At 75.0% G+C, this 17,213-nt stretch carries 20 protein-coding genes; 4 read left to right on the forward strand and 16 right to left on the reverse strand.

Annotated features, from left to right (window positions below; all coding sequences use genetic code 11):
- Positions 1–12: 12 nt before the first annotated feature.
- The 3 genes from ACFY15_RS06705 (at position 13) to ACFY15_RS06715 (ending at position 2,744) form a co-directional block, all read left to right on the forward strand.
- Complete coding sequence (locus tag ACFY15_RS06705) at positions 13–1,467, forward strand: hypothetical protein (protein WP_390686295.1); 1,455 nt, start codon at positions 13–15, stop codon at positions 1,465–1,467.
- Between the two features lies 1 nt (position 1,468).
- Positions 1,469–2,446 (forward strand): thiopeptide-type bacteriocin biosynthesis protein, encoded by a 978-nt coding sequence (locus tag ACFY15_RS06710; protein ID WP_390686296.1) that lies wholly within the window; start codon positions 1,469–1,471, stop codon positions 2,444–2,446.
- Between the two features lie 118 nt (positions 2,447–2,564).
- Complete coding sequence (locus ACFY15_RS06715) at positions 2,565–2,744, forward strand: hypothetical protein (RefSeq protein WP_390686297.1); 180 nt, start codon at positions 2,565–2,567, stop codon at positions 2,742–2,744.
- A 78-nt stretch (positions 2,745–2,822) separates the two neighbouring features.
- Here the strand turns inward: ACFY15_RS06715 and ACFY15_RS06720 are convergent, their stop codons facing one another.
- Positions 2,823–3,440, reverse strand: a complete 618-nt coding sequence (locus ACFY15_RS06720) for a TetR/AcrR family transcriptional regulator (protein WP_390686298.1) — start codon at positions 3,438–3,440, stop codon at positions 2,823–2,825.
- A 121-nt stretch (positions 3,441–3,561) separates the two neighbouring features.
- Here ACFY15_RS06720 and ACFY15_RS06725 point away from each other — a divergent pair, with 121 nt between their 5' ends.
- Entirely contained in the window at positions 3,562–4,512 is a 951-nt protein-coding gene (locus tag ACFY15_RS06725) for an alpha/beta fold hydrolase (protein WP_390686299.1), read from the forward strand.
- A 12-nt stretch (positions 4,513–4,524) separates the two neighbouring features.
- On the opposite strand, the gene ACFY15_RS06730 is transcribed toward ACFY15_RS06725, so the two are convergent.
- The 15 genes from ACFY15_RS06730 to ACFY15_RS06800 all read right to left on the reverse strand — a co-directional run bounded on the left by ACFY15_RS06730 (position 4,525) and on the right by ACFY15_RS06800 (position 17,137).
- Positions 4,525–5,964: a M16 family metallopeptidase gene (locus tag ACFY15_RS06730; RefSeq protein ID WP_390686300.1), complete on the reverse strand. Its 1,440-nt coding sequence runs from the start codon at positions 5,962–5,964 to the stop codon at positions 4,525–4,527.
- Positions 5,961–7,271 (reverse strand): M16 family metallopeptidase, encoded by a 1,311-nt coding sequence (locus ACFY15_RS06735; RefSeq protein ID WP_390686301.1) that lies wholly within the window; start codon positions 7,269–7,271, stop codon positions 5,961–5,963. Before ACFY15_RS06735 ends, ACFY15_RS06730 begins: the two co-directional genes overlap by 4 nt.
- Before the next feature lie 23 nt (positions 7,272–7,294).
- The gene (locus ACFY15_RS06740; RefSeq protein WP_390686302.1) at positions 7,295–8,173 is read right to left on the reverse strand and encodes a thiopeptide-type bacteriocin biosynthesis protein; all 879 of its coding nucleotides are present in this window, start codon (positions 8,171–8,173) and stop codon (positions 7,295–7,297) included.
- Positions 8,170–10,785 carry a hypothetical protein gene (locus tag ACFY15_RS06745; RefSeq protein ID WP_390686303.1) on the reverse strand — a complete coding sequence of 872 codons (2,616 nt, stop codon included), beginning with the start codon at positions 10,783–10,785 and terminating at the stop codon, positions 8,170–8,172. Before ACFY15_RS06745 ends, ACFY15_RS06740 begins: the two co-directional genes overlap by 4 nt.
- A complete protein-coding gene (locus ACFY15_RS06750) occupies positions 10,782–12,314 on the reverse strand; it encodes a SagB family peptide dehydrogenase (RefSeq protein ID WP_390825111.1) in 1,533 nt (510 codons plus the stop codon). The genes ACFY15_RS06745 and ACFY15_RS06750 overlap by 4 nt, the downstream gene beginning before the upstream one ends.
- 17 nt (positions 12,315–12,331) lie before the next feature.
- The gene (locus ACFY15_RS06755; RefSeq protein ID WP_390825112.1) at positions 12,332–14,581 is read right to left on the reverse strand and encodes a TOMM precursor leader peptide-binding protein; all 2,250 of its coding nucleotides are present in this window, start codon (positions 14,579–14,581) and stop codon (positions 12,332–12,334) included.
- A 355-nt stretch (positions 14,582–14,936) separates the two neighbouring features.
- Positions 14,937–15,068 (reverse strand): hypothetical protein, encoded by a 132-nt coding sequence (locus ACFY15_RS06760; protein ID WP_390686306.1) that lies wholly within the window; start codon positions 15,066–15,068, stop codon positions 14,937–14,939.
- A gap of 188 nt (positions 15,069–15,256) precedes the next feature.
- Entirely contained in the window at positions 15,257–15,388 is a 132-nt protein-coding gene (locus tag ACFY15_RS06765) for a hypothetical protein (protein WP_390686306.1), read from the reverse strand.
- A 30-nt stretch (positions 15,389–15,418) separates the two neighbouring features.
- Complete coding sequence (locus tag ACFY15_RS06770; RefSeq protein ID WP_366449886.1) at positions 15,419–15,559, reverse strand: hypothetical protein; 141 nt, start codon at positions 15,557–15,559, stop codon at positions 15,419–15,421.
- 3 nt (positions 15,560–15,562) lie between these two features.
- A complete protein-coding gene (locus ACFY15_RS06775; RefSeq protein ID WP_390686307.1) occupies positions 15,563–15,697 on the reverse strand; it encodes a hypothetical protein in 135 nt (44 codons plus the stop codon).
- Complete coding sequence (locus ACFY15_RS06780) at positions 15,697–15,828, reverse strand: thiocillin family RiPP (RefSeq protein WP_390686308.1); 132 nt, start codon at positions 15,826–15,828, stop codon at positions 15,697–15,699. The genes ACFY15_RS06775 and ACFY15_RS06780 overlap by 1 nt, the downstream gene beginning before the upstream one ends.
- Positions 15,829–15,872: 44 nt before the next feature.
- Positions 15,873–16,019, reverse strand: a complete 147-nt coding sequence (locus tag ACFY15_RS06785; RefSeq protein WP_390686309.1) for a hypothetical protein — start codon at positions 16,017–16,019, stop codon at positions 15,873–15,875.
- Between the two features lie 42 nt (positions 16,020–16,061).
- Entirely contained in the window at positions 16,062–16,205 is a 144-nt protein-coding gene (locus ACFY15_RS06790; protein WP_390686310.1) for a hypothetical protein, read from the reverse strand.
- A gap of 242 nt (positions 16,206–16,447) precedes the next feature.
- Positions 16,448–16,639, reverse strand: a complete 192-nt coding sequence (locus ACFY15_RS06795) for a hypothetical protein (protein WP_390686311.1) — start codon at positions 16,637–16,639, stop codon at positions 16,448–16,450.
- A 135-nt stretch (positions 16,640–16,774) separates the two neighbouring features.
- Positions 16,775–17,137, reverse strand: coding sequence for a hypothetical protein (locus ACFY15_RS06800; RefSeq protein WP_390686312.1), 363 nt, complete (start codon positions 17,135–17,137; stop codon positions 16,775–16,777).
- Positions 17,138–17,213 lie beyond the last annotated feature (76 nt).

Raw genomic sequence — 17,213 nt, forward strand, 5'->3', positions numbered from 1 at the left:
AGGCGGCACCCGATGACGACGGACACCCTGTCCCGCCGCGTGCTGCGCTACGCCCACGCGCAGGGCACCGGCCGCTCGCAGTTCCCCACCCCGGCCCAGGTCGCCGAGGCCTCCGGGCCGCTCCCCGACGGGGCGGCCGGGGCGGACTGCGCCCCGCTGCCCCACGGGACCACCGAGCTGCTGGAGCGCGCCGCGTTCCCCGCGGGCCGGGTGGCCGGGGCGGACCGGCTGCCGGAGCGGGCGCTGCTCGCGGCGTTCGGCCTCCAGCGGGCCGAGCTGACCAACCCGTACTTCGAGCACCGCGCGCTGCCCTCGGTGCGCAGCCTCTTCCCGGTGCACGCCTTCCTCACCGGCGAGGGCCCGGCCCGGGTCCTCGACGTCCACCGGCACGCGCTGGCGGAGCTCCCGGGCGCCGCCCGTGACGGGGCCCGGCGGATCTTGCTGGCCGGCCGGTACACCCGGCTCCCGGCCTTCTACGGCCCGCTGCGCGGCACCCTCACCGAGCTGGAAATGGGCATCTCGCTGCGCTCGCTGGCCGTGGGCCTGGAACTGTTCGGCCTGGAGGGCCGCCTGAGCCTCCCGGCATCGGGCGCGGACCTGACGGCCCTGGGCCTGGCCGACGGCGAGTGGAGCTGGCCGCTGGCCGTCGGCCTGGAAGAGGCGTCCGGTCCCGGCCGCGCTCCGGCCCCGCCGGTGTCCGGGCCCCGGGGCGGGGAGCGGCTCCGCGCGCCGGGCCCGGCCGACCCCTCCCTCGACGAGATCCTGTCGGTCAACCGCGCCCAGGCCGCCCTGCCCCTCGAGGATCCGGCCCCGCTGACCCCCGCGATCCCGCGCGGCGCCGCCGCCGGCCGGGACCTCTCCTGGGCCGAGGCCCTGTGGGAACGCGGCTCCGGCCGGATGCCCCGCGGCCTCACCGGCATGGCGGGCCGCCTGCGCCGGGTCCCGGAGGGCTCCCTGGCCGGCGCCGCCGCCTGGGCCGCCGTACCCCCGGCGGGCGCACTGCTGCGCCGGGTCGCGGAGCACGTCAACGTCACCGTGGCCGTCCAGGCCACCGACGGCTTCGAGGACGGCGTCCACCGGCTCGCCGGCGGCCGGCTGCTGCCGCACCGGCCCGGCCCCGGGGCCCTGGCGGCCCTGGAGCGGGACTACGGCTACCACCTGGCCCCCGGCAACGGCTGCGACGTGCGCCATGCGTCGGCGGTCTGGTTCTGCTCGGTCCGCCAGCACGATCTCGTCGCCGAACTCGGCCCGGGCGCCTGGACCCTGGCGCAGTACGTGGCGGGCTGGATCACCCAGGGCCTGTGCCTGAACGCCGCCGCCCACGGGCTCTACGCCCGCCCGGCGCGCGCCTTCGACGGGCTCGCCGTCCAGCGGCCGCTGGGGCTCGCGCCCGACGAGACCGTCCTGCTGTCCGTCATCAGCGGCACGCCCCGCTTCAACGGACTCCCTCTGGACCTGAGGTTGTGACATGACCGAGAACGCGAACACGACGAGGACCACGACGACGACCGCGCCGAGGACCTGGACCTCCTGGCACCTGCACCTGGCGGCCTCCGACCGGTCGCTGGGCGACCGGGTCGTCACCGACGTCGTCGGCCCGACCATGGCCGGACTGCCCTCCGGCAGCTGGTTCTTCATGCGCTACTGGCAGGGCGGCCCGCACGTCCGCCTGCGGGCGCGCGACCTCCCGGGCCCGGCCGCCGCCGAGCTGGGCCGCGCGCTGGAGGAGCGGCTCGCCGCCGCGAACGTCCTGCTGCCCGGCGAAACGCCCCTGGACCCGGCCCGGTTCGCCGTGCAGTCCAGGCGGCTGGCCACGGCGGGGGAGGGCGGGGTCCCGGTCGAGGAGCGGGACCTGCTGGCGCCGGGCGTGTACGAGAGCCCGTACACCCCGGAGTACGAGCGCTACGGCGGCGCCCGCCTCATCGGCGCGTCCGAGGACCTCTTCGGCACCTCCAGCGAGCTCTGCCTGGCCTTCCTGCGCACCCGGCCCTCCGAGCGGGCGCGTACGGCACTCGCCCTGCGAGCCACCGCCGTGGCGGCCTCCGTCCTCGAATCGGGCCCCTTCGCGGCCTTCGGGGCGAGCTCCTGGAGCGACTGGGCGCTGCGGGCGGGCTATCCGCGGCAGATGCTGAGCGGGCTGGAGGCGGACTGCGTCGTCGCGGCCGACCGGCTCACCGCCGACGGCCACGACCTGATCGGGCGGGCCGCCACCGCCCCGGGCCCGCTGAGCTCCTGGCAGCGGGCGCTGTCGCGGGCCGTCGCCGGCGAGCTCGGCGCGGAGGGCACGTACACGGCCCGGATCGTCTTCTCCCACGTCCACATGCTCCACAACCGGCTGGGCCTGGGGACGCTCGACGAGCTGCGCAGCTATCTGCTGCTGGCCCGTCAGACCGGCGCCGCGGTCCCGGGGGCCGCGCCGGTCCCGGCCGGGGTGGGGACGGCGTGACCGCCCCCGCCGCCCCCTGACCCGGTCCCACCTCCGTGCGGGCCGTGCGCCCTCCCCCGGCGTACGGCCCCGCCACCCCTTCCGTACCCGCACCCGCACCCTTCGAAGGAGCCCCGCAATGACCCCTCGCGCCCTCATCACCGCCGGACTGGTCGTGGTCCTCACCCTGGCCGTCGTCATCGCCATCGGCGCGCTGCCGCACGACGTGCAGCCGATGCCCCGGATCCTGGCCCTGGCGGCCGGCATCTCGACGGTGATCCTGACGCTCCGCCGGTCCCGGAGCAGCGTGTCGCGCTAGGCGGTGCCGGGTGCCGGGTGCCGGGTGCCGGGTGCCGGGTGCCGGGTGCCGGGTGCCGGGTGTCCCGTGTCCGGTGGATCAGGCCGGGTCGGCCGGGACCGTGAAGATCCGGTCCAGGTGGTGGCGGAGTACGGCGGTGGCCGACTCGGGTCCGCGCTGTCCCACCAGGATGCTCGTGCCCAGGGTCCCGGCCATGGCGAGCAGGCCGACGGCCTCCGTGCGGGCGTCGGCCCCGGGGTCGGCCAGGCCCGCTTCCTGCGCCCCCGTGATCAGTCCGGCCAGGGCGTCCTCGGCGGCGTCCGGGTTGTCGATGAACGGCTGGGCGGCCAGCGCCTCGTCGGTCACCGAGAGGATCGCGTAGGAGCTGTAGAGCAGGTGGAAGGTGCGGCTCTCCTCGTCGGTGGGCAGCGAGGCCAGGAGCAGTGCCTCGGCGGTCGCCCGCGGGCCCGGGGCGGGTCCGGCGGCGGCGAGGCGGGCGCCGACGCGGGCGGTGAACCGGTCGGTGAGGTGCTGGAGCCCGTAGAGGAGCAGCTTCTCCTTGGTCTCGAAGTAGTACTGCACCAGCCGCAGGGACACCCCGGCCTCGGCGGCCACCTCCCGCATACCGACGGCGTGCAGCCCGCGCCGCCCGGCGACCCTCACGAGCGCCTCCGCGATCTGGCCGCGCCGTTCCTCGTGGTCCACGCGTCTGGGCATACCCGCTGTCTCCGTTCGTCCGCCGCCATCTTGATGGTACCGCCGTACCAACAACATGGTACGGTCGTACCACGAAGAACGGATCAAGGACCGAGAACGGATCCCACCGGGAGGTACCGCCGTGCCCGAGAACGCCAGGAACGCCGCGAAGGCGCCCCGCGTCCGCCGCGACACAGGCCGCTACGTCAGCGACGAACTCCGCGACCGCTACTTCGCCGCCTGCGACGCCCTCTACGCGATGGGCGCCCCCGCCCGCTGGGAGAGGGACGTCGAGACCAGCTTCGGCACCACGCGCGTCTACCGGTACGGGCCGGCCGACCCGGCGGCCGAGTCCCGTACGCCGGTCGTCCTCATCCACGGCTCCGGCGGCTGCTCCGCCCAGTGGTACCCCAACACCCCCGCGCTCAGCGCCGAACGCCCTGTCTACGCCCTCGACACCCCCGGCGACCCCGGACGCAGCGTCCAGCGCGAGCCCATGTGGCAGCCCGAGCGCGCCGCGCAGTGGATGGACGAGGCCCTCGACGCCCTCGGCCTTGACCGGATCCACCTCGTCGGCTCCTCCTACGGCGGCTGGCTCGTCATCAACCAGGCCCACCTGCGGCCCGGCCGGCTCGCCTCGGTCACCGCGCTCGACCCCGGCGGCCTGGAGAAGGTGGGCCTGCGCTTCTTCGTCTGGATCTTCGCCAGCCTCTTCGCCACCTTCGCCCCCAAGGCGCTGCGCCCGGCCCTCGCCAAGTGGCTGGAGCAGCCGGTCCTGGTGGTCCCGGAACTGCGCCGGTGGATCCAGGCGGGCGTGCGGGCCTTCCGGATCCGCCGCCCCGCCCCGCTGCCGCTGTCCGACGCCGAACTGGGCTCCATCCGCACGCCGTTCTACCTGGTCATGGGCCGGCGCAGCCTCCTGGTCCACCCGAAGCGCCAGCTGGAACGGGTCCCGCGGATCATCCCCGGGGCCCGCGCCGAGATCATCGCGGCCACGGGCCACGGCCCCCAGATCGACCACCCGGACGTGGTCAACGCCCGGATGCTGGGCTTCATGGACGAGGTCGACGCCCTGGAGCGCTCCGCCGCCTGACGGCCGCCCCGTTCAGGTGGCGAGGACGACCGGACCCAGGTCCAGGGACTCCAGGGACGGGCGGACGGCGGCGGCGTCCCCCACCGCCACCACGACGAGCCGGTCCACCGGGAAGGCGTCGAGGAGGGCCTGCGTTGCCTGCTCGGCGGTGACCGCCGCCAGGCGGTCGTGGATGGTGCCCAGGTAGTCGGCGGGCAGGCGCTCGGCGGCGGCGCGGACCACGGCCTTCACCGTCGAGGCGGCGCTCTGGTACTGGAGGGGGGCCACGCCCACCAGGTTGCGGGCGGCAGCGGTCTGCTCCGCGCGGGTGAGGCCGCCCTCCAGGGAGCGCAGCACCCCGAAGACCTCGGCCACCGCCGGGCCGGTGACCGCCGTGGCGACGGCCCCGCCGATGGACAGCAGGGCGCCGGAGCGCAGGGGCTGGGCGATGGCGGAGACACCGTACGTGTAGCCGCGGCGTTCGCGCAGGACCTGGTCCAGCCGTGAGGTCAGGCCGCCGCCCAGGCACTGGATGCCGATGGACTGCGCGGCCCAGGCGGGGGCGTGCCGGTCGAGCCCGTGCCGGCCGATCATCAGGGTGGTCTGCACCGCCCCCGGCCGGTCGACGAGGACCACGCGCGTGCGGTCGTCGGCGGTGACGGCGGGCACGGGGGTGAGGGGCGCGGCGGGGGCGCTCCAGCGGCCCAGGGTGCGCTCCAGGACGCGGGCCAGCTCGGCCTCCGGGAGGTCGGCGGCGACGGCCGCCGAGGCCGTGGCGGGACGGGCGTGCGCGGCGAAGAAGGCGCGGACGGCGGTGTGGTCGATCCGGGCGACGCTCTCACGGGTGCCCGCGCCGGCCCGGCCCGCCCGCTGTCCGGGGCCGAACAGCGCGGACTGCATCCCCAGGAACCCCCGCACGTGCGGGGCGGCGGACTCGTGGCCGATCTCGTCCATCCGCTGGGCGCGCAGCCGGGCGATCTCGCGGGCCGGGAAGGCGGGCTCGCACAGGGTGTCGGCGAGCAGCTCCAGCACCGCTTCCAGCCGGGACTGGGGGACCTGGAGGGCGATGGCGATGCCGTGCGGCCCGGCGATGCTGTCGAAGGTCGCCCCGCAGCGCTCGATCTCCTCGGCGAACGGGGCCCCGTGCAGGGCGGCCGAGCCCTCCTGCAAGGCGCGTGAGGTGAGTTCGGCGATGCCGTCCAGCCCCTCCGGCTCGGCGTCCAGCGGGGTGTCGAGGAACAGTCCGACGGCGGCGAGCCGGTGGCCGGGCCGGGCGATGTGCCCGACGCGCAGGCCGTTGGCCAGCCGGATGGCCGCGGGGGCGGGGAAGGTCCACGGGCGGGCGGGGGCCGCGGCGGGGCGGTCCGCGACGAGCACGGCGGCCGGGGGTGCGGCCGGCACGGCGGTGGGCACGCCGGCCGGGGGTGCGGCGGGCACGGCGGCCGGGGCGGGCGCGAGCGGGGCGATGGTCATCGGGTGGCATCCTCTCCAGGGACGGTGGCGGCGACGCCCGGCTCGAAGACCAGGACCGCCCGGTTGGACGGGTGCAGCCGGGTGGCCGCGAAGGCGTGCACCTCGTCGGCGGTGACGGCCTCGAGCTGCGCCAGGGCCGTCGAGGCGATCCGGCCGCGCTCGACGCGTCCGAAGAAGGTGGCCTGGCGGCAGAGTTCGTCGGCCCGGCCGCCCACGCTCTCCAGCCGCGTCAGCAGCCGGCGTTCCAAGTGGACCCGTGCCCGCACGAGTTCCTCCTCGGTGGGCCCGGTGATGGCGAAGCGGCCGAGTTCCTCGTCGAGGCTCGCCTCCAGTTCGGCCGTGGTGGTGGTGGCCGAGGCCTTGATGTCGAGCCAGCCCAGGGACGGCGCCCCGGTGAGCCGGATCAGGCCGCTGGAGAGACTGGAGGCGCTGCGGTCCCGGCGGACCAGCCGCAGCTTGAGGCGGCTGTTGCGGCCCGAGCCGAGGACGGCGAGGGCGACGGCCGCCGCCTCCGCCTCGCGGGTGCCGTCCCGCGGCATCCGGTACGCGTGCAGCACCGCCCCGGACGGCACGTCGGCGCGGACCACGGTGCGGCTCCCGGCGCCCATCAGCTCGGGCAGCGCGGCCGCGGGCGGCGCCGCGGTGTACGAGGGGCCGGCGATCCCGCCGAAGTACCGCCGGATCCAGCCCAGGACCTGCCCGGGGTCGAAGTCGCCCACCACGGCCAGGACGGCGTTGTCCGGCGTGTAGTGCCGGACGAAGAAGGCCCGGACGTCCTGGAGCGAGGCGGCGTCGAGGTCGGCCATGGAGCCGATCGGCAGGTGGTGGTAGGGGTGGCCGGGCGGATAGGCCATGGCGACCAGGCGCTCCCAGGCGGTGCCGTAAGGCAGGTTGTCGTACCGCTGGCGGCGTTCGTTCTTCACCACGTCGCGCTGGTTGTCCAGGGACTCCTGGGTGAGCGCGTCGAGCAGCCCGCCCATCCGGTCCGCCTCCAGCCACAGGGCCAGTTCGAGGTGGTGGGAGGGGACGGTCTCGGTGAAGTTGGTCCGCTCGAAGTTCGTGGTGCCGTTGGGCCGGCTGCCCGCCTCGTGGAGCAGGGCGAAGTGGCCGTTGCCGGGGACGTTGCGGGACCCCTGGAACATCAGGTGTTCGAAGAGGTGGGCCATGCCGGTGCGGCCTGGCCCCTCGTGCCGGGAACCGACCCCGTACCAGACGCAGACGGCCGCCACCGGGTTCAGGTGGTCGGGGGCCAGGACGATGCGCAGCCCGTTGTCGAGCCGGTGCTCCTTCACGCTGAACGTCTCCATGGGTGCGGCGTCCTTCCGTCGGGTCAGAGGGCGTCGTGCGACGCGCCGGCTCCGTACTCGGCGCGGATCCAGCGGGCGAGGACGGCCTCCTCCGCGGGTGTGACGCCGAGCCGGTTGTTGGTGAGGTGGATGAGGTGGAACAGGAGGTGGGGGCCGGTCCGGGGGATCCCCGCGGCCCGGTGTCGTGCGAGCAGGTCCCGCAGGCCCAGCCCGTACGCGTCGTGGACGCCCCGGTACGGGCCGCCGCGGACCTGGTCGAGGAGCCGGCGCAGGTCCGGCGCGAGGCGCCGGGCGGCGGCGTCCACCCGGGCACGCAGCGGCCCGGAGCGGTCGCCGTTCTGCCCGGTCCAGTACCAGGTCATGTGGTAGACGAAGGAAAGGCGCTGGCCGGCGGGCAGCAGGTCCAGGGCCGAGAGCGTGGCGGCCAGCGCATGGCCCAGCCGCAGCCGGGGGAAGTCGGGGCCGATGAGCTCCAGGACCGCCTCACTGGCGGCCTGGGAGGCCCGTTCGGCGAGCCGGACCCCGGCGGCGCCGCCGAACTTGGCGTACTCGGGCTCGTACAGGCTCTTGGCGTGCCCCCGGTAGGCGCGGGCCAGTTCCGGCGGCATCGCCGCGGTGTCGGCGAGGATCCGGTCGGCCGCGGCCTCGACGGCGGCGACCGCGTCCAGCCGGCCGTGCAGGCGCAGCCGGACCTGCATGCCGCACTCGTCGACGAACCGGAGGAAGAACCAGCCTCCCCGCGGGTCGATCACGTGCGCGGCCGCGACGATGCGGCGCACGGTGTGGTCGACGAGCGGGGTGAGGTCGCGCTGGTCCCGGACGAAGAGCCGGTAGTACAGCCAGTCGTGCTCCACGGCCTCGGGGCCCGGGCGGGCGGGGGCGGCGGGGGGCGGCGGGGTCACCTCTGTGTCTCCTGGGGGTCGGGGTGGTCCAGGCGCAGCAGGGCGGCGAGTTCGACGGCCCGGGGGCGGCCGTCGGCGTCGGCGAGCCAGTGCGCACCGGGGCCGGGCAGCAGTTCGGTGAACTCCAGGGCCCCGCCGTCGGCGCCCACGCTCTTGAGCAGGGACGCGACGGCGTGCGGGGAGCCGAGGTGCGTCCAGAACGGCTTCTCCGGAAGGACCCCGGGGGCGGGCTCGGCGCGGACGAAGCACTGCTGGGGCATGCCGTGCTCCCGCCGCCAGCCGTCGAGCCGGTCGAGGAAGGCGGCGGTTCCCTCGCCGCCGGCGGGGCGCGGCAGGGCGGCGGCCGGCAGCCGCCAGGAAGCGCGGGCGGTCACCAGGCGGCCCTCACGGGTGCGGGGGGTCGCGGTGACGCCGTCCGGCGGCGGGCGCGTCGGGTCGTGGGGCAGGCGTTCGCCGTCGGTGAGGTAGCGGGTGCTCCAGGGCTGGGACAGGGTCGCCAGGAGCCGTACCGGGCCGTGCAGCACCTGGAGCGGCATCACGCCGAGGTAGGGCAGCGCGACGTTCGCGCCGTCCCGGTCGTACAGCTGGAGGGTGTCGGAGGCGGGGTCGTGGGACAGGACCAGGTCGGCGAGGTCGAGCCCGGGGTGGGGTGCGCCGGGCGGGGCCGCGTCCGGCCCACGCAGGTCGGAGGGCCAGCGCAGGTACGGAAAGAGGGGGCCGGCGGGGGCCTGGAGGGTGGAGTAGTCGCCTCCGGCGGACAGCTGCCGGACCGCGCACCCGGGGTACAGGTCGCCGATCCAGCGGCGCAGGGGCTCGCGGATCGCCGCCCCGCCGGTGCCGGGCACCGCCCCCCAGCGGGCGAGGAGTCCGCCCGGCCCGGCACTGACCCGGTTGACGGCCATGAGGTACTCGCCCCGGGCCAGTGCGTCGGCGTCCGCGGCGGCCAGCTGGTGGAAGACCGTCACGGCGGCGGCGCCGACGGTGCCGTGCGGGGCGGGGACGCACGGGGTGCCGGTGCCCGCGCGGTCGGCGTCCGCGGCCCGGCGGACGAGGCGGTGGTGGTCCTCGCGCCGGCAGAAGCCGTACAGGAAGTCGTAGAGGTCGTGGCAGGTGCCGCCGGCGCCGTAGCGGGCCTTGAAATGGGCCGTCAGCACGTCGTACAGGGCGCTGCGGAAGGTCTGCGCCCGGACGCGGCGGCCCAGGGCGCGCAGGTCGTGCCCGATCTCCTCGGCGGGCAGCACCGGGACGGGGGTGCCGGTCGCGGGGACGTTCTGGTGGAAGAGCGGCGCCGAGGCGAGCCAGTGGGGCTGTGGGGCGCCGAGGGCGGTGAAGACGTCGGCGGCCGCGGCGCGGGCCCGGCCGTCCAGGCGTAGCCGGGTCGCGGCGTCGGCGGCGGGCAGGGCGCGCTCGGTGTCGGCGAGGATGGCGAGTGCCTCCGCGACACGGGGGCCCTGCGGGCCGGGCGGGGTCCCGGTGCGGTCGGCGAGGGCCGCCAGGCAGGCGCGGTCGTGGGGCTGCCAGGGGACGTCGGGGAGCAGCAGGCCCATCGCGGCCCAGCGCCGGGTGCGGGCGCGTTCCGCGGGGGTGCCGGAGCCGCTCCAGACGTCCGGCGGGCCGGACCGGCCGGCCGCCGGGGCGAGGAACGGCGCGTACAGGTCTGCGGTGGCGAGGAGGTCCGCGTGGTGGGGGAGGGACTGGTTGAGGTACTGCGGCAGCAGGACCTGCCAGGTGTCCGCGAGCCGGTGCAGGCTCGGGTTGACCCGGAGGTCCACCGTCTCCGACAGGTCGGGGTCGGCGGCGAAGGCCCGCAGCAGTTCGACGGCCAGGTGCCGGGGCGAGACGGTGTCGGCCGCGGGGGGCGCGGCGGCCGCGGCGAGACCCGCGGGCACCGGCCCGAGGGAGGCCGTGCCCAGGGTGACCAGGCTGCCGAACGGGCTGGTCTTGACGGCGGTACGGGCCAGGTACGACAGCGCCGTGCGGGCCAGCCGGCTCCCCGGGGCGGGCGGCCGGGCCGGGTCGGTGCGCAGCAGCTCCCGGGTGAACGCGGGGCTGGCCAGGGCCAGTCCGGCCGCGAGGTCGGGGCGGCGCAGCAGGGTGAGCATCCACGTGCCGGCGGTACGGGCCTCCTCCTGCGCGAGGCGCTCGGCGCGCTCGGCGGCCGCGGCGAGCCGTTCGGCCGCCCCGGTCCAGGCGGTGAGGGCGGCCCGCCCGGCCTCGTCCAGGGCGGGGCGGACGACGGCCACGGCGTCGGCGGTGTGCCGGCCGCCGCGGGCGCCGCGGGTGTCGCGGCGCAGCCGCAGGGCGGCGCGGCGGACGGCCGGGGCGTCGTCGAGGGTGGGCACGAGGGCGTACAGCACGTCGGACAGGGCCCGCCCGGCCTCGGCGGCCTCCTCCCTGCCCGCCCGCAGGGCGTCCAGGGAGGAGGCCAGGGCGGGCCCGGCCAGGGGCTCCAGGTCGGCGGGGCCGAGGGCCGTCACCCGGGTGGACAGCAGCGGGAACACGGTCGCCGGACGGCGCGCGGCCGCGGCGGCGCGGGCCGGGGCCGTGGCCGGGGCCGAGGCCCGTACCGGGGCCGGCGCGACGGGCGGGGCCGGGGCGGCGGCCGTGGTCACGCCGGGGTTCCGGGGCGGGCCGGGGCGGCGGCGGGCTGGAGTTCGCGCTCGCAGCGCGGGTGCCAGTCGGCGTCGTTCACCGGCGTCCAGGACAGGTGCCCGGCCGGCGGGAGCTCCTCGGGAGCGGGACGCGAGCCGAGGAGGAACTCGCCGACGGACGACTCCTGGAGGTAGTCCAGGCCCAGGGTCCTGGCCGCGAGGTCCGAGTCGCCGCCGCCCAGGGCGCACGGCGCCAGCCCCATGCCCGTGGCCACCAGGTACATGGTCTGGTAGAGCACGCCGACGTTCTTGAGGGTGGCGGCGTAGGCGAGGCTGCGGTACTTCCACGACAGGCGCTGGAACCGGGAGGTGACGGTGATCAGCACGTCCGGGGCGTCGATGCCGCCCGCCGAGACCCGGGCGATGCCGATCATGGCGTTGCGGTCGTCCTCGTCGGCGTTGACCAGGACCAGCCGGTGCCCGCCGGCGTCGTAGAAGTACATGCCCGGCTCCAGGCCCGCGACGCGGTGCACCGACAGGTACAGCTCCAGGTCGTACGAGGCCCCGCCGGTCGGGTAGGGCCGCGAGGACGCGGGATAGGGCATCCCCTCCTCGGGGCGGGCCGCCGTGACCGCGCGGACGCGGGCGCAGCGGTAGAGGAACTCGCCCAGCCGGTCGAGGTCCAGCGGGGTCCGCGCGTGCGTGCGGACCGACCGGCGGCCCTCCAGGACGGCGGTCAGCGAGGGGTCCTTCGCGGCGATGTCCTCCAGCCGGGGGCGGGGCAGGGCGACCACCGGGCCAGCGGGCAGGGGCCGGACCGCGGGGCGGGGCTCGATGGTCCCCGTGTACGGGAAGACCCCGCCGAAGGGGTAGTCGTGGCGGCCCATGCGGCTGCGGCTGTGGAACAGCAGGTCGTGGAAGTCCCACTGGCGCAGCACGTCGTCCCGGTCGGCGGCGAAGGAGCCGTCCTCGTCGGCGGTGTCCACCAGCGAGGCCCCGGCCAGATGGCCGAGCAGCTCCTGGACGACCGTGACGGGCAGGTCCAGGGCGAGGGCCTGCTCGCGCGCCGTGGTGCCCGCGCCGAGGGCCGCGGCCAGCTCCCGCACCGGGTCCGCCTGGAGGCGGGCGCGGCGCGGGGAGAGCGGCGACTCCAGGACGAGGTCGCCCTCGTGGACGCGCAGGAACGCGAAGCGGTTGAGCCGGACGGGGGTGTCGGCGCCGACGTCGGCCGGGGAGTGGCCGAGGCCCGGGACCAGGGGCTCCAGGCGCAGGGCCACGGTGTCGCCGAGCACGATGTGGTGCTCCAGCAGCCGGATGACGCGGTTCAGCACCGCCTCCAGCTGCTCCTCCGGCGGAGAGGGCACCGGCTCGGGCGCCGCGAGGGAGCCCGTCATGCCCTCCAGGGCGGCGACGACCTCGCGGGACGCGCCGCGGATGCGGAACTGGGTGCGGCCGTCGCGGGTGACGTCGAGGTGGCCCTCGCGGTCGCGGACGCGTACCCCTGCCACGAACGCGAGGCGGGTGAGGGTGCGGCGGGTGGCCGTTTTCATTGCTGCCTCCGGGCGGGCTACAGGAACATGCCGATGGGGTTGAGGTCTTCTTCGGGGGTGGGGGCGTCGAGCCAGCCGAGGCGGACGGGGGCGTCGAACAGCCGGCCCGGGGCGTAGCGGGGCCAGAAGTGCCGCAGACCGGGCACGATGACCTTGACGACGGGCAGGCCCACGTCCGGGCGGGTCTGGTTCAGCAGGAGCATCTCCAGGCCCTGGGCCTCCACGGTGCGGCGGGCCCGCTCCAGGTCGTCCAGCAGGTCGTCGCCCTGCTCGTAGGGGTGGTCCGCGTACGTGTGGACGCGGCCGGGCAGCGGGAGCAGGTACGGCTGGTTCTCGATGGTGGCGGTGCTCCACCAGCGCTTCTGGTCGGGGTCGTCGAAGGCGTACTCGCCGGATCCGTCGCTCTGCATCGGCAGGACGGCGCCGATGAACTGGTTCATCTCCGTCAGCGCCCGGGAGACCGCGATCTTCATGTCGAAGTGGGCGCCGAACGCGATGAGGATGTCCTCGACGGGCTTGTCGGTGCGCCGGGAGACCGCGGCGGCGACCGGGATGCCCAGGTCGGAAGTGAGGTCGAGGACCCAGGTCTCCCGGTTGAGGTCCCGGTAGGCCTGCTTCCAGCGGCCGAAGTACGGCTCGCCGAAGCTGTCGAGGTCCAGCTCGGGCCGCTGGACGCGGTTGTACCACCACAGGGCGACGCTGTCGCGTTCGACGAGCTCCATGAAGCCCTGGACGGCGGCGTCCTCCAGGCTGGAACCGGCGGCGTTCCCGTTGGAGTCCGCGGCGACGTACGCCGGACCGGGACCGCCCTTGTAGTGGTAGTAGAGCTGGCCGGTCGGCAGGTACTTGTGCCGCTTCTCGGTCAGGGACCAGACGGGGGTCCACTCGATCCGCGCGTCCTCGTCGAACGGGTCGGTGACGCGGTGGAAGTGGGAGTCGCGGGCGTTCCACTCGGCGCGCTCGCGGTGCTGCCGCTCGCTGTAGAGCTGGGTGCTGTCCGGGTGCACGGCCCGGTCGCCCAGTTCGCGGTAGGAGGCGGTGATCCGGGCCTCGTCGCCCTGGAACACCCCCGAGTACCGCTCGATGGACTCGGCGACCGCGCTGGCCCTGGCCTGGAGGTCGCTCATGCCCTTGCCGGCGCTCTGGCTGCGCAGCCCGGCCCGCAGGGCGCCCAGGCCGCCGGAGCCGACCGCGAAGTTGGTCCCGGCGAGGTAGCAGTGCAGGAGGTCGGTGCCGGTGTCGTGCTTGACGAGCTGCGAGATGACGCCGGTGACCGGGCTGATCAGGTGGTCGTACGCGGACAGCAGCGCGGCCGGGTCCTTGGTGCGGTGCCCGCCGTCGTAGACCGCGGCGGCCTTGCGCCGGCTCTGCGGGACGACCGGCTCGTGCGCCTGGCGGGCCTGGATGCCCGGGTCGCCGCAGGAGGGGCACTGGGGGCGGCGGGACAGCTTGTGCCGCCGGCCCTCCAGGGTGAGGGTGTGCAGGCCGAACACCTCGGCCAGAGCCTCGCCGCGCAGGCCCGCGAACCACTTCGCGGCCTGTACGGCGGCCAGGTGCGCGGCGGCGGCGACGGTGCCCGGAAGGCCGGCGAGGGCGGTCACGGGGGCGCGGTCGGCGGCGGTGCTCCGCTGGACGAAGGAGGTGACCAGCTGGTTGCCGCTCAACCGGTGGGCCAGGCAGTCCCAGCAGCCGGTGTCGCCGGGCTGGAACAGCGGGCCGACCCACACCTCGGTCCCGACCGGGCGGACCAGGAGCCAGGGGCGGCCGGCCGCGAGGGCCTTCTTGTTGATGTCGGCGAGGTCGGGGTGGAGGTAGTCGTCGGTGAGGACGACGGTCAGCTCGGGTTCGCCGGACTCGGGCGCGAGGCCCATGGCCTCGGCGGCGGTGGCGAACCAGGCGGGGTCCGTGCCGCCCAGGGCGACGATCTCCACCGGACCCCCGGCGACCTGGTGCCGGGCCTCGTCGGCGTCCACGCCGGCCAGCTCCCAGAAACCGCCGGTCCGCGGGTCGGCGCCGGCCTCGGCCTCGATGACGAGGCCCGACGCGACGAGCTTGTCGATGTTGCGGGTGACCCGGTCCTCGCCGAAGGACGGCGCGAGGGCCTCGACGACGGCTTCCCGGGTGTGCTGTCCGTCCAGGAGCGGGGCGAGCTGCTCGGCGAGAGCGCCCCGCAGGACGGACTGGCGCTGTTCGGAGAGCAGGAAAACCCCTTCTCCGGCAACGACTTGGGCGGTTGCTGACCTCTTGAACCGCAGGGTGCGGGACATGCGTCGACTCCTCGGGACGGGGGACGGGAAGGCGCGCCGGGGCGGCGCTGTGGGTTCCGGGACCTCCCGGGGAGGGGGTTCCGGGCAGGGGAGGGGGACGGCCGGGCCGTACGTGGTGAGAAGTGCGGCCCGGCCGTTCCAGGGCCTCGGGTCGCCGCCCCCGGTCATGGGGCCGCTCAGCGGCCCTGCGGGGTGTCGGGCGATCGGTCGGCGGGCACGACGTGCGCCGTCCGACGGGCGGTTGGGCGCCCTACCCGATGGCATGGGGCCCGGTGATCACGCGGACGGCGGTGCCGGGTCCGCGGACTTCCCCGCAGGAGTGCGGGGGTACTGCGTGGTGCGGTGTGCGGGGCGTTCAGCTGACGGGGCAGGTGAAGCAGCCCGCGGTGCCGAGGGTGTAGGCGGCGTCGGCCCCCTTGAGGTCCTCGACCTCGACCTCGGTGTTCTCCTCGGCCTGGACGTTCGTGGGGTCGGTCTTGTCGCTCATGATGCTCCTTCGCGGTGGGTGCGGATGGTCGGTGCGCGGTGGTTCAGGACGAGTAACAGCCCAGCGAAAGCCAGGTGGGGAATGCTGCGCCCTGTTCGAGCTCTTCGACGTCGACCTCCTCCGCCTCCACGGCGGTGGGGTCGGGGGTGGTGTCGCTCATGGAAGGTCCTCCGTCGGGTGCGGGGTGTTCAGCTGACGGGGCAGGTGAAGCAGCCCGCGGTGCCGAGGGTGTAGGCGGCGTCGGCCCCCTTGAGGTCCTCGACCTCGACCTCGGTGTTCTCCTCGGCCTGGACGTTCGTGGGGTCGGTCTTGTCGCTCATGGCGCTCCTTCGTGTGCGGGTGGGGACTGCTCAGGCGGCCCAGCAGGGCAGGCCGGAGCCGACGGTGTAGCCGGCGGCGGCCGTGGAGCCCCCGTCGAGCTCCTCGATCTCGATCTCGATCTCGGAGCCCTCGGCGTGGAGGGTGACGGGGTCGGGTGCGAAGTGGTTCACGGCTCAGCTCTCGAAGCAGAATCGGGTGCCGATGGTCCCGGCACAGGCGGCGCCGGAGGACTCGGCCAGGTCCTCGACCTCGACCTCGATCCCCGGCTCGGGGCGGTCGACGGCGTCGGCGTTCTTGCTGCCGTCCATCAGCTGGTCAGCGAGCTGATGGTGCCGATGGTGCTCGCGCAGCCGAGCGCGGCGGACGCTTCCAGGTCCTCGACCTCGACCTCGGCCTCGTCGGCCCGGACGGTCAGCTTGTCGGCGGTCTTGTCACTCATGGTGATGCCTTCCTTCGTGGGGAGCGGGCGCGGACGCGCGCTGCTCAGGCCTCGGTGTTGGAGAAGCTGCCGGAGCAGCCGATGGTGAAGATGGTGGCGGTGGCCGCCTGGCTGGTGGCCTTCAGGTCCTCGACCTCGACGTCGGAGTCGCGGTCCTCGGCGCCGTTGGAGACGGTCTCGGGAGTGGTCATTTCTCTCTCCTTGTGGTGTGTGGAACGGGGATTGACGGGGGGTCAGGAAGCGTTGCAGCTGGAGCAGCCGAAGGTGCCGAAGGTGCTCACGGCGGTGGTGCCCTGCTCGCCGTTCAGCTCCTCGATGGCGAGGTCCTGGGCCAGGTCCACGGGGTTCGGCTCGGTGTTCTCGATGTTCTCGGACATGTCCGTCTCCTGTCGGTTGCGGGCCTGGTCCGGGTCAGACCAGGACCCATTCGGATTCGTCGGGACCCGCCGGCCATTGACCGGAACCCAGGGGAAGGTCCTCGGCGAGCGGGTCGGAATCATCGTGAAAACGCGGGGCCGACCATGCCTCATTACTGTTCACGTCCGGATTCCTTCCACAGATTCGGTTCGGACGGCGGGCGGTGCGGGGCGGGACCGGGGCCGGTCCCGGTCCCGGTGGCTCAGTGCCCCCACGTCACGTCGTCGATGACGATGGGGTCCTCGAGCCGGGTCGAAGCGCCCGAAGAGTCCGTGAAGGTCGTACCCGCCACGATGACCGGCAGGGTGTCGGCGCTGGCCTGGCCGGCGGTGAGCGTCGCCGCCACCACCGTGGACAGCGTCGCGACGGCCATGAGGAAACGGGTGCGAGTCACGAGTGGTACCTCTTCTTCTCGAAAACTTTGAAAACTTGGGGCAACGTACGCGGTCGATTTCTCGTCCGCGCTTCTTCGACTCGGTGCCGGTGGGTTTGTCGCCCCCCGGCTGATGTCCCCAACTCTGTCCGCCGGTCAGAACGGATGGAAGAGGTTTCCCGTGGACGGATTTCCCGCTGGCATAAGTTGTCCACGGTCCGCGGCGACGCCGTGGTACGGCGACACGGGCTCCGCCCTCCAGCGCAGGAGCGTGAGGCCCCGCAGCTTCGCCGAGGTCGCGAGGGCCCGGCGGCACAGCAGGCCGGCCATCACCTCTGCCTGGTCCGGGTGTTCGGCGGTCAGGAACATCCCCAGTACGGGGCCGCCGGGGACGTCGGGGTGCACGGTGACGTGCTCGAGACCCTCGCCCGGACGGGCGGCCGAGCGGATGAGGTCCCCCAGTTCCGGGGGAACCAACCGGTATGTGGGCAGGCCGAGTTTGAGGTGGATTAGGTACATGGATCAGATCGTGTGCCTGCGCTATATTTCCTCGCCAGGGGATAGCCGGGGCGTTTTATGCATTTGCATGAAACGG

The sequence above is a fragment of the Streptomyces sp. NPDC001373 genome, from assembly GCF_042895815.1.
Taxonomy (GTDB): domain Bacteria; phylum Actinomycetota; class Actinomycetes; order Streptomycetales; family Streptomycetaceae; genus Streptomyces.

What these genes read in the sequence shown, in the direction of transcription:
- ACFY15_RS06705 (WP_390686295.1), top strand. Translation starts at nt 13, where the DNA reads ATGACGACGGACACCCTGTCCCGCCGCGTGCTGCGCTACGCCCACGCG.
- ACFY15_RS06710 (WP_390686296.1), top strand. Translation starts at nt 1,469, where the DNA reads ATGACCGAGAACGCGAACACGACGAGGACCACGACGACGACCGCGCCG.
- ACFY15_RS06750 (WP_390825111.1), bottom strand. Translation starts at nt 12,314, where the DNA reads ATGAAAACGGCCACCCGCCGCACCCTCACCCGCCTCGCGTTCGTGGCA.
- ACFY15_RS06800 (WP_390686312.1), bottom strand. Translation starts at nt 17,137, where the DNA reads ATGTACCTAATCCACCTCAAACTCGGCCTGCCCACATACCGGTTGGTT.
- ACFY15_RS06760 (WP_390686306.1), bottom strand. Translation starts at nt 15,068, where the DNA reads ATGAGCGACAAGACCGACCCCACGAACGTCCAGGCCGAGGAGAACACC.
- ACFY15_RS06730 (WP_390686300.1), bottom strand. Translation starts at nt 5,964, where the DNA reads ATGACCATCGCCCCGCTCGCGCCCGCCCCGGCCGCCGTGCCCGCCGCA.
- ACFY15_RS06775 (WP_390686307.1), bottom strand. Translation starts at nt 15,697, where the DNA reads ATGGACGGCAGCAAGAACGCCGACGCCGTCGACCGCCCCGAGCCGGGG.
- ACFY15_RS06720 (WP_390686298.1), bottom strand. Translation starts at nt 3,440, where the DNA reads ATGCCCAGACGCGTGGACCACGAGGAACGGCGCGGCCAGATCGCGGAG.
- ACFY15_RS06735 (WP_390686301.1), bottom strand. Translation starts at nt 7,271, where the DNA reads ATGGAGACGTTCAGCGTGAAGGAGCACCGGCTCGACAACGGGCTGCGC.
- ACFY15_RS06755 (WP_390825112.1), bottom strand. Translation starts at nt 14,581, where the DNA reads ATGTCCCGCACCCTGCGGTTCAAGAGGTCAGCAACCGCCCAAGTCGTT.
- ACFY15_RS06780 (WP_390686308.1), bottom strand. Translation starts at nt 15,828, where the DNA reads ATGAGTGACAAGACCGCCGACAAGCTGACCGTCCGGGCCGACGAGGCC.
- ACFY15_RS06790 (WP_390686310.1), bottom strand. Translation starts at nt 16,205, where the DNA reads ATGTCCGAGAACATCGAGAACACCGAGCCGAACCCCGTGGACCTGGCC.
- ACFY15_RS06715 (WP_390686297.1), top strand. Translation starts at nt 2,565, where the DNA reads ATGACCCCTCGCGCCCTCATCACCGCCGGACTGGTCGTGGTCCTCACC.
- ACFY15_RS06785 (WP_390686309.1), bottom strand. Translation starts at nt 16,019, where the DNA reads ATGACCACTCCCGAGACCGTCTCCAACGGCGCCGAGGACCGCGACTCC.
- ACFY15_RS06765 (WP_390686306.1), bottom strand. Translation starts at nt 15,388, where the DNA reads ATGAGCGACAAGACCGACCCCACGAACGTCCAGGCCGAGGAGAACACC.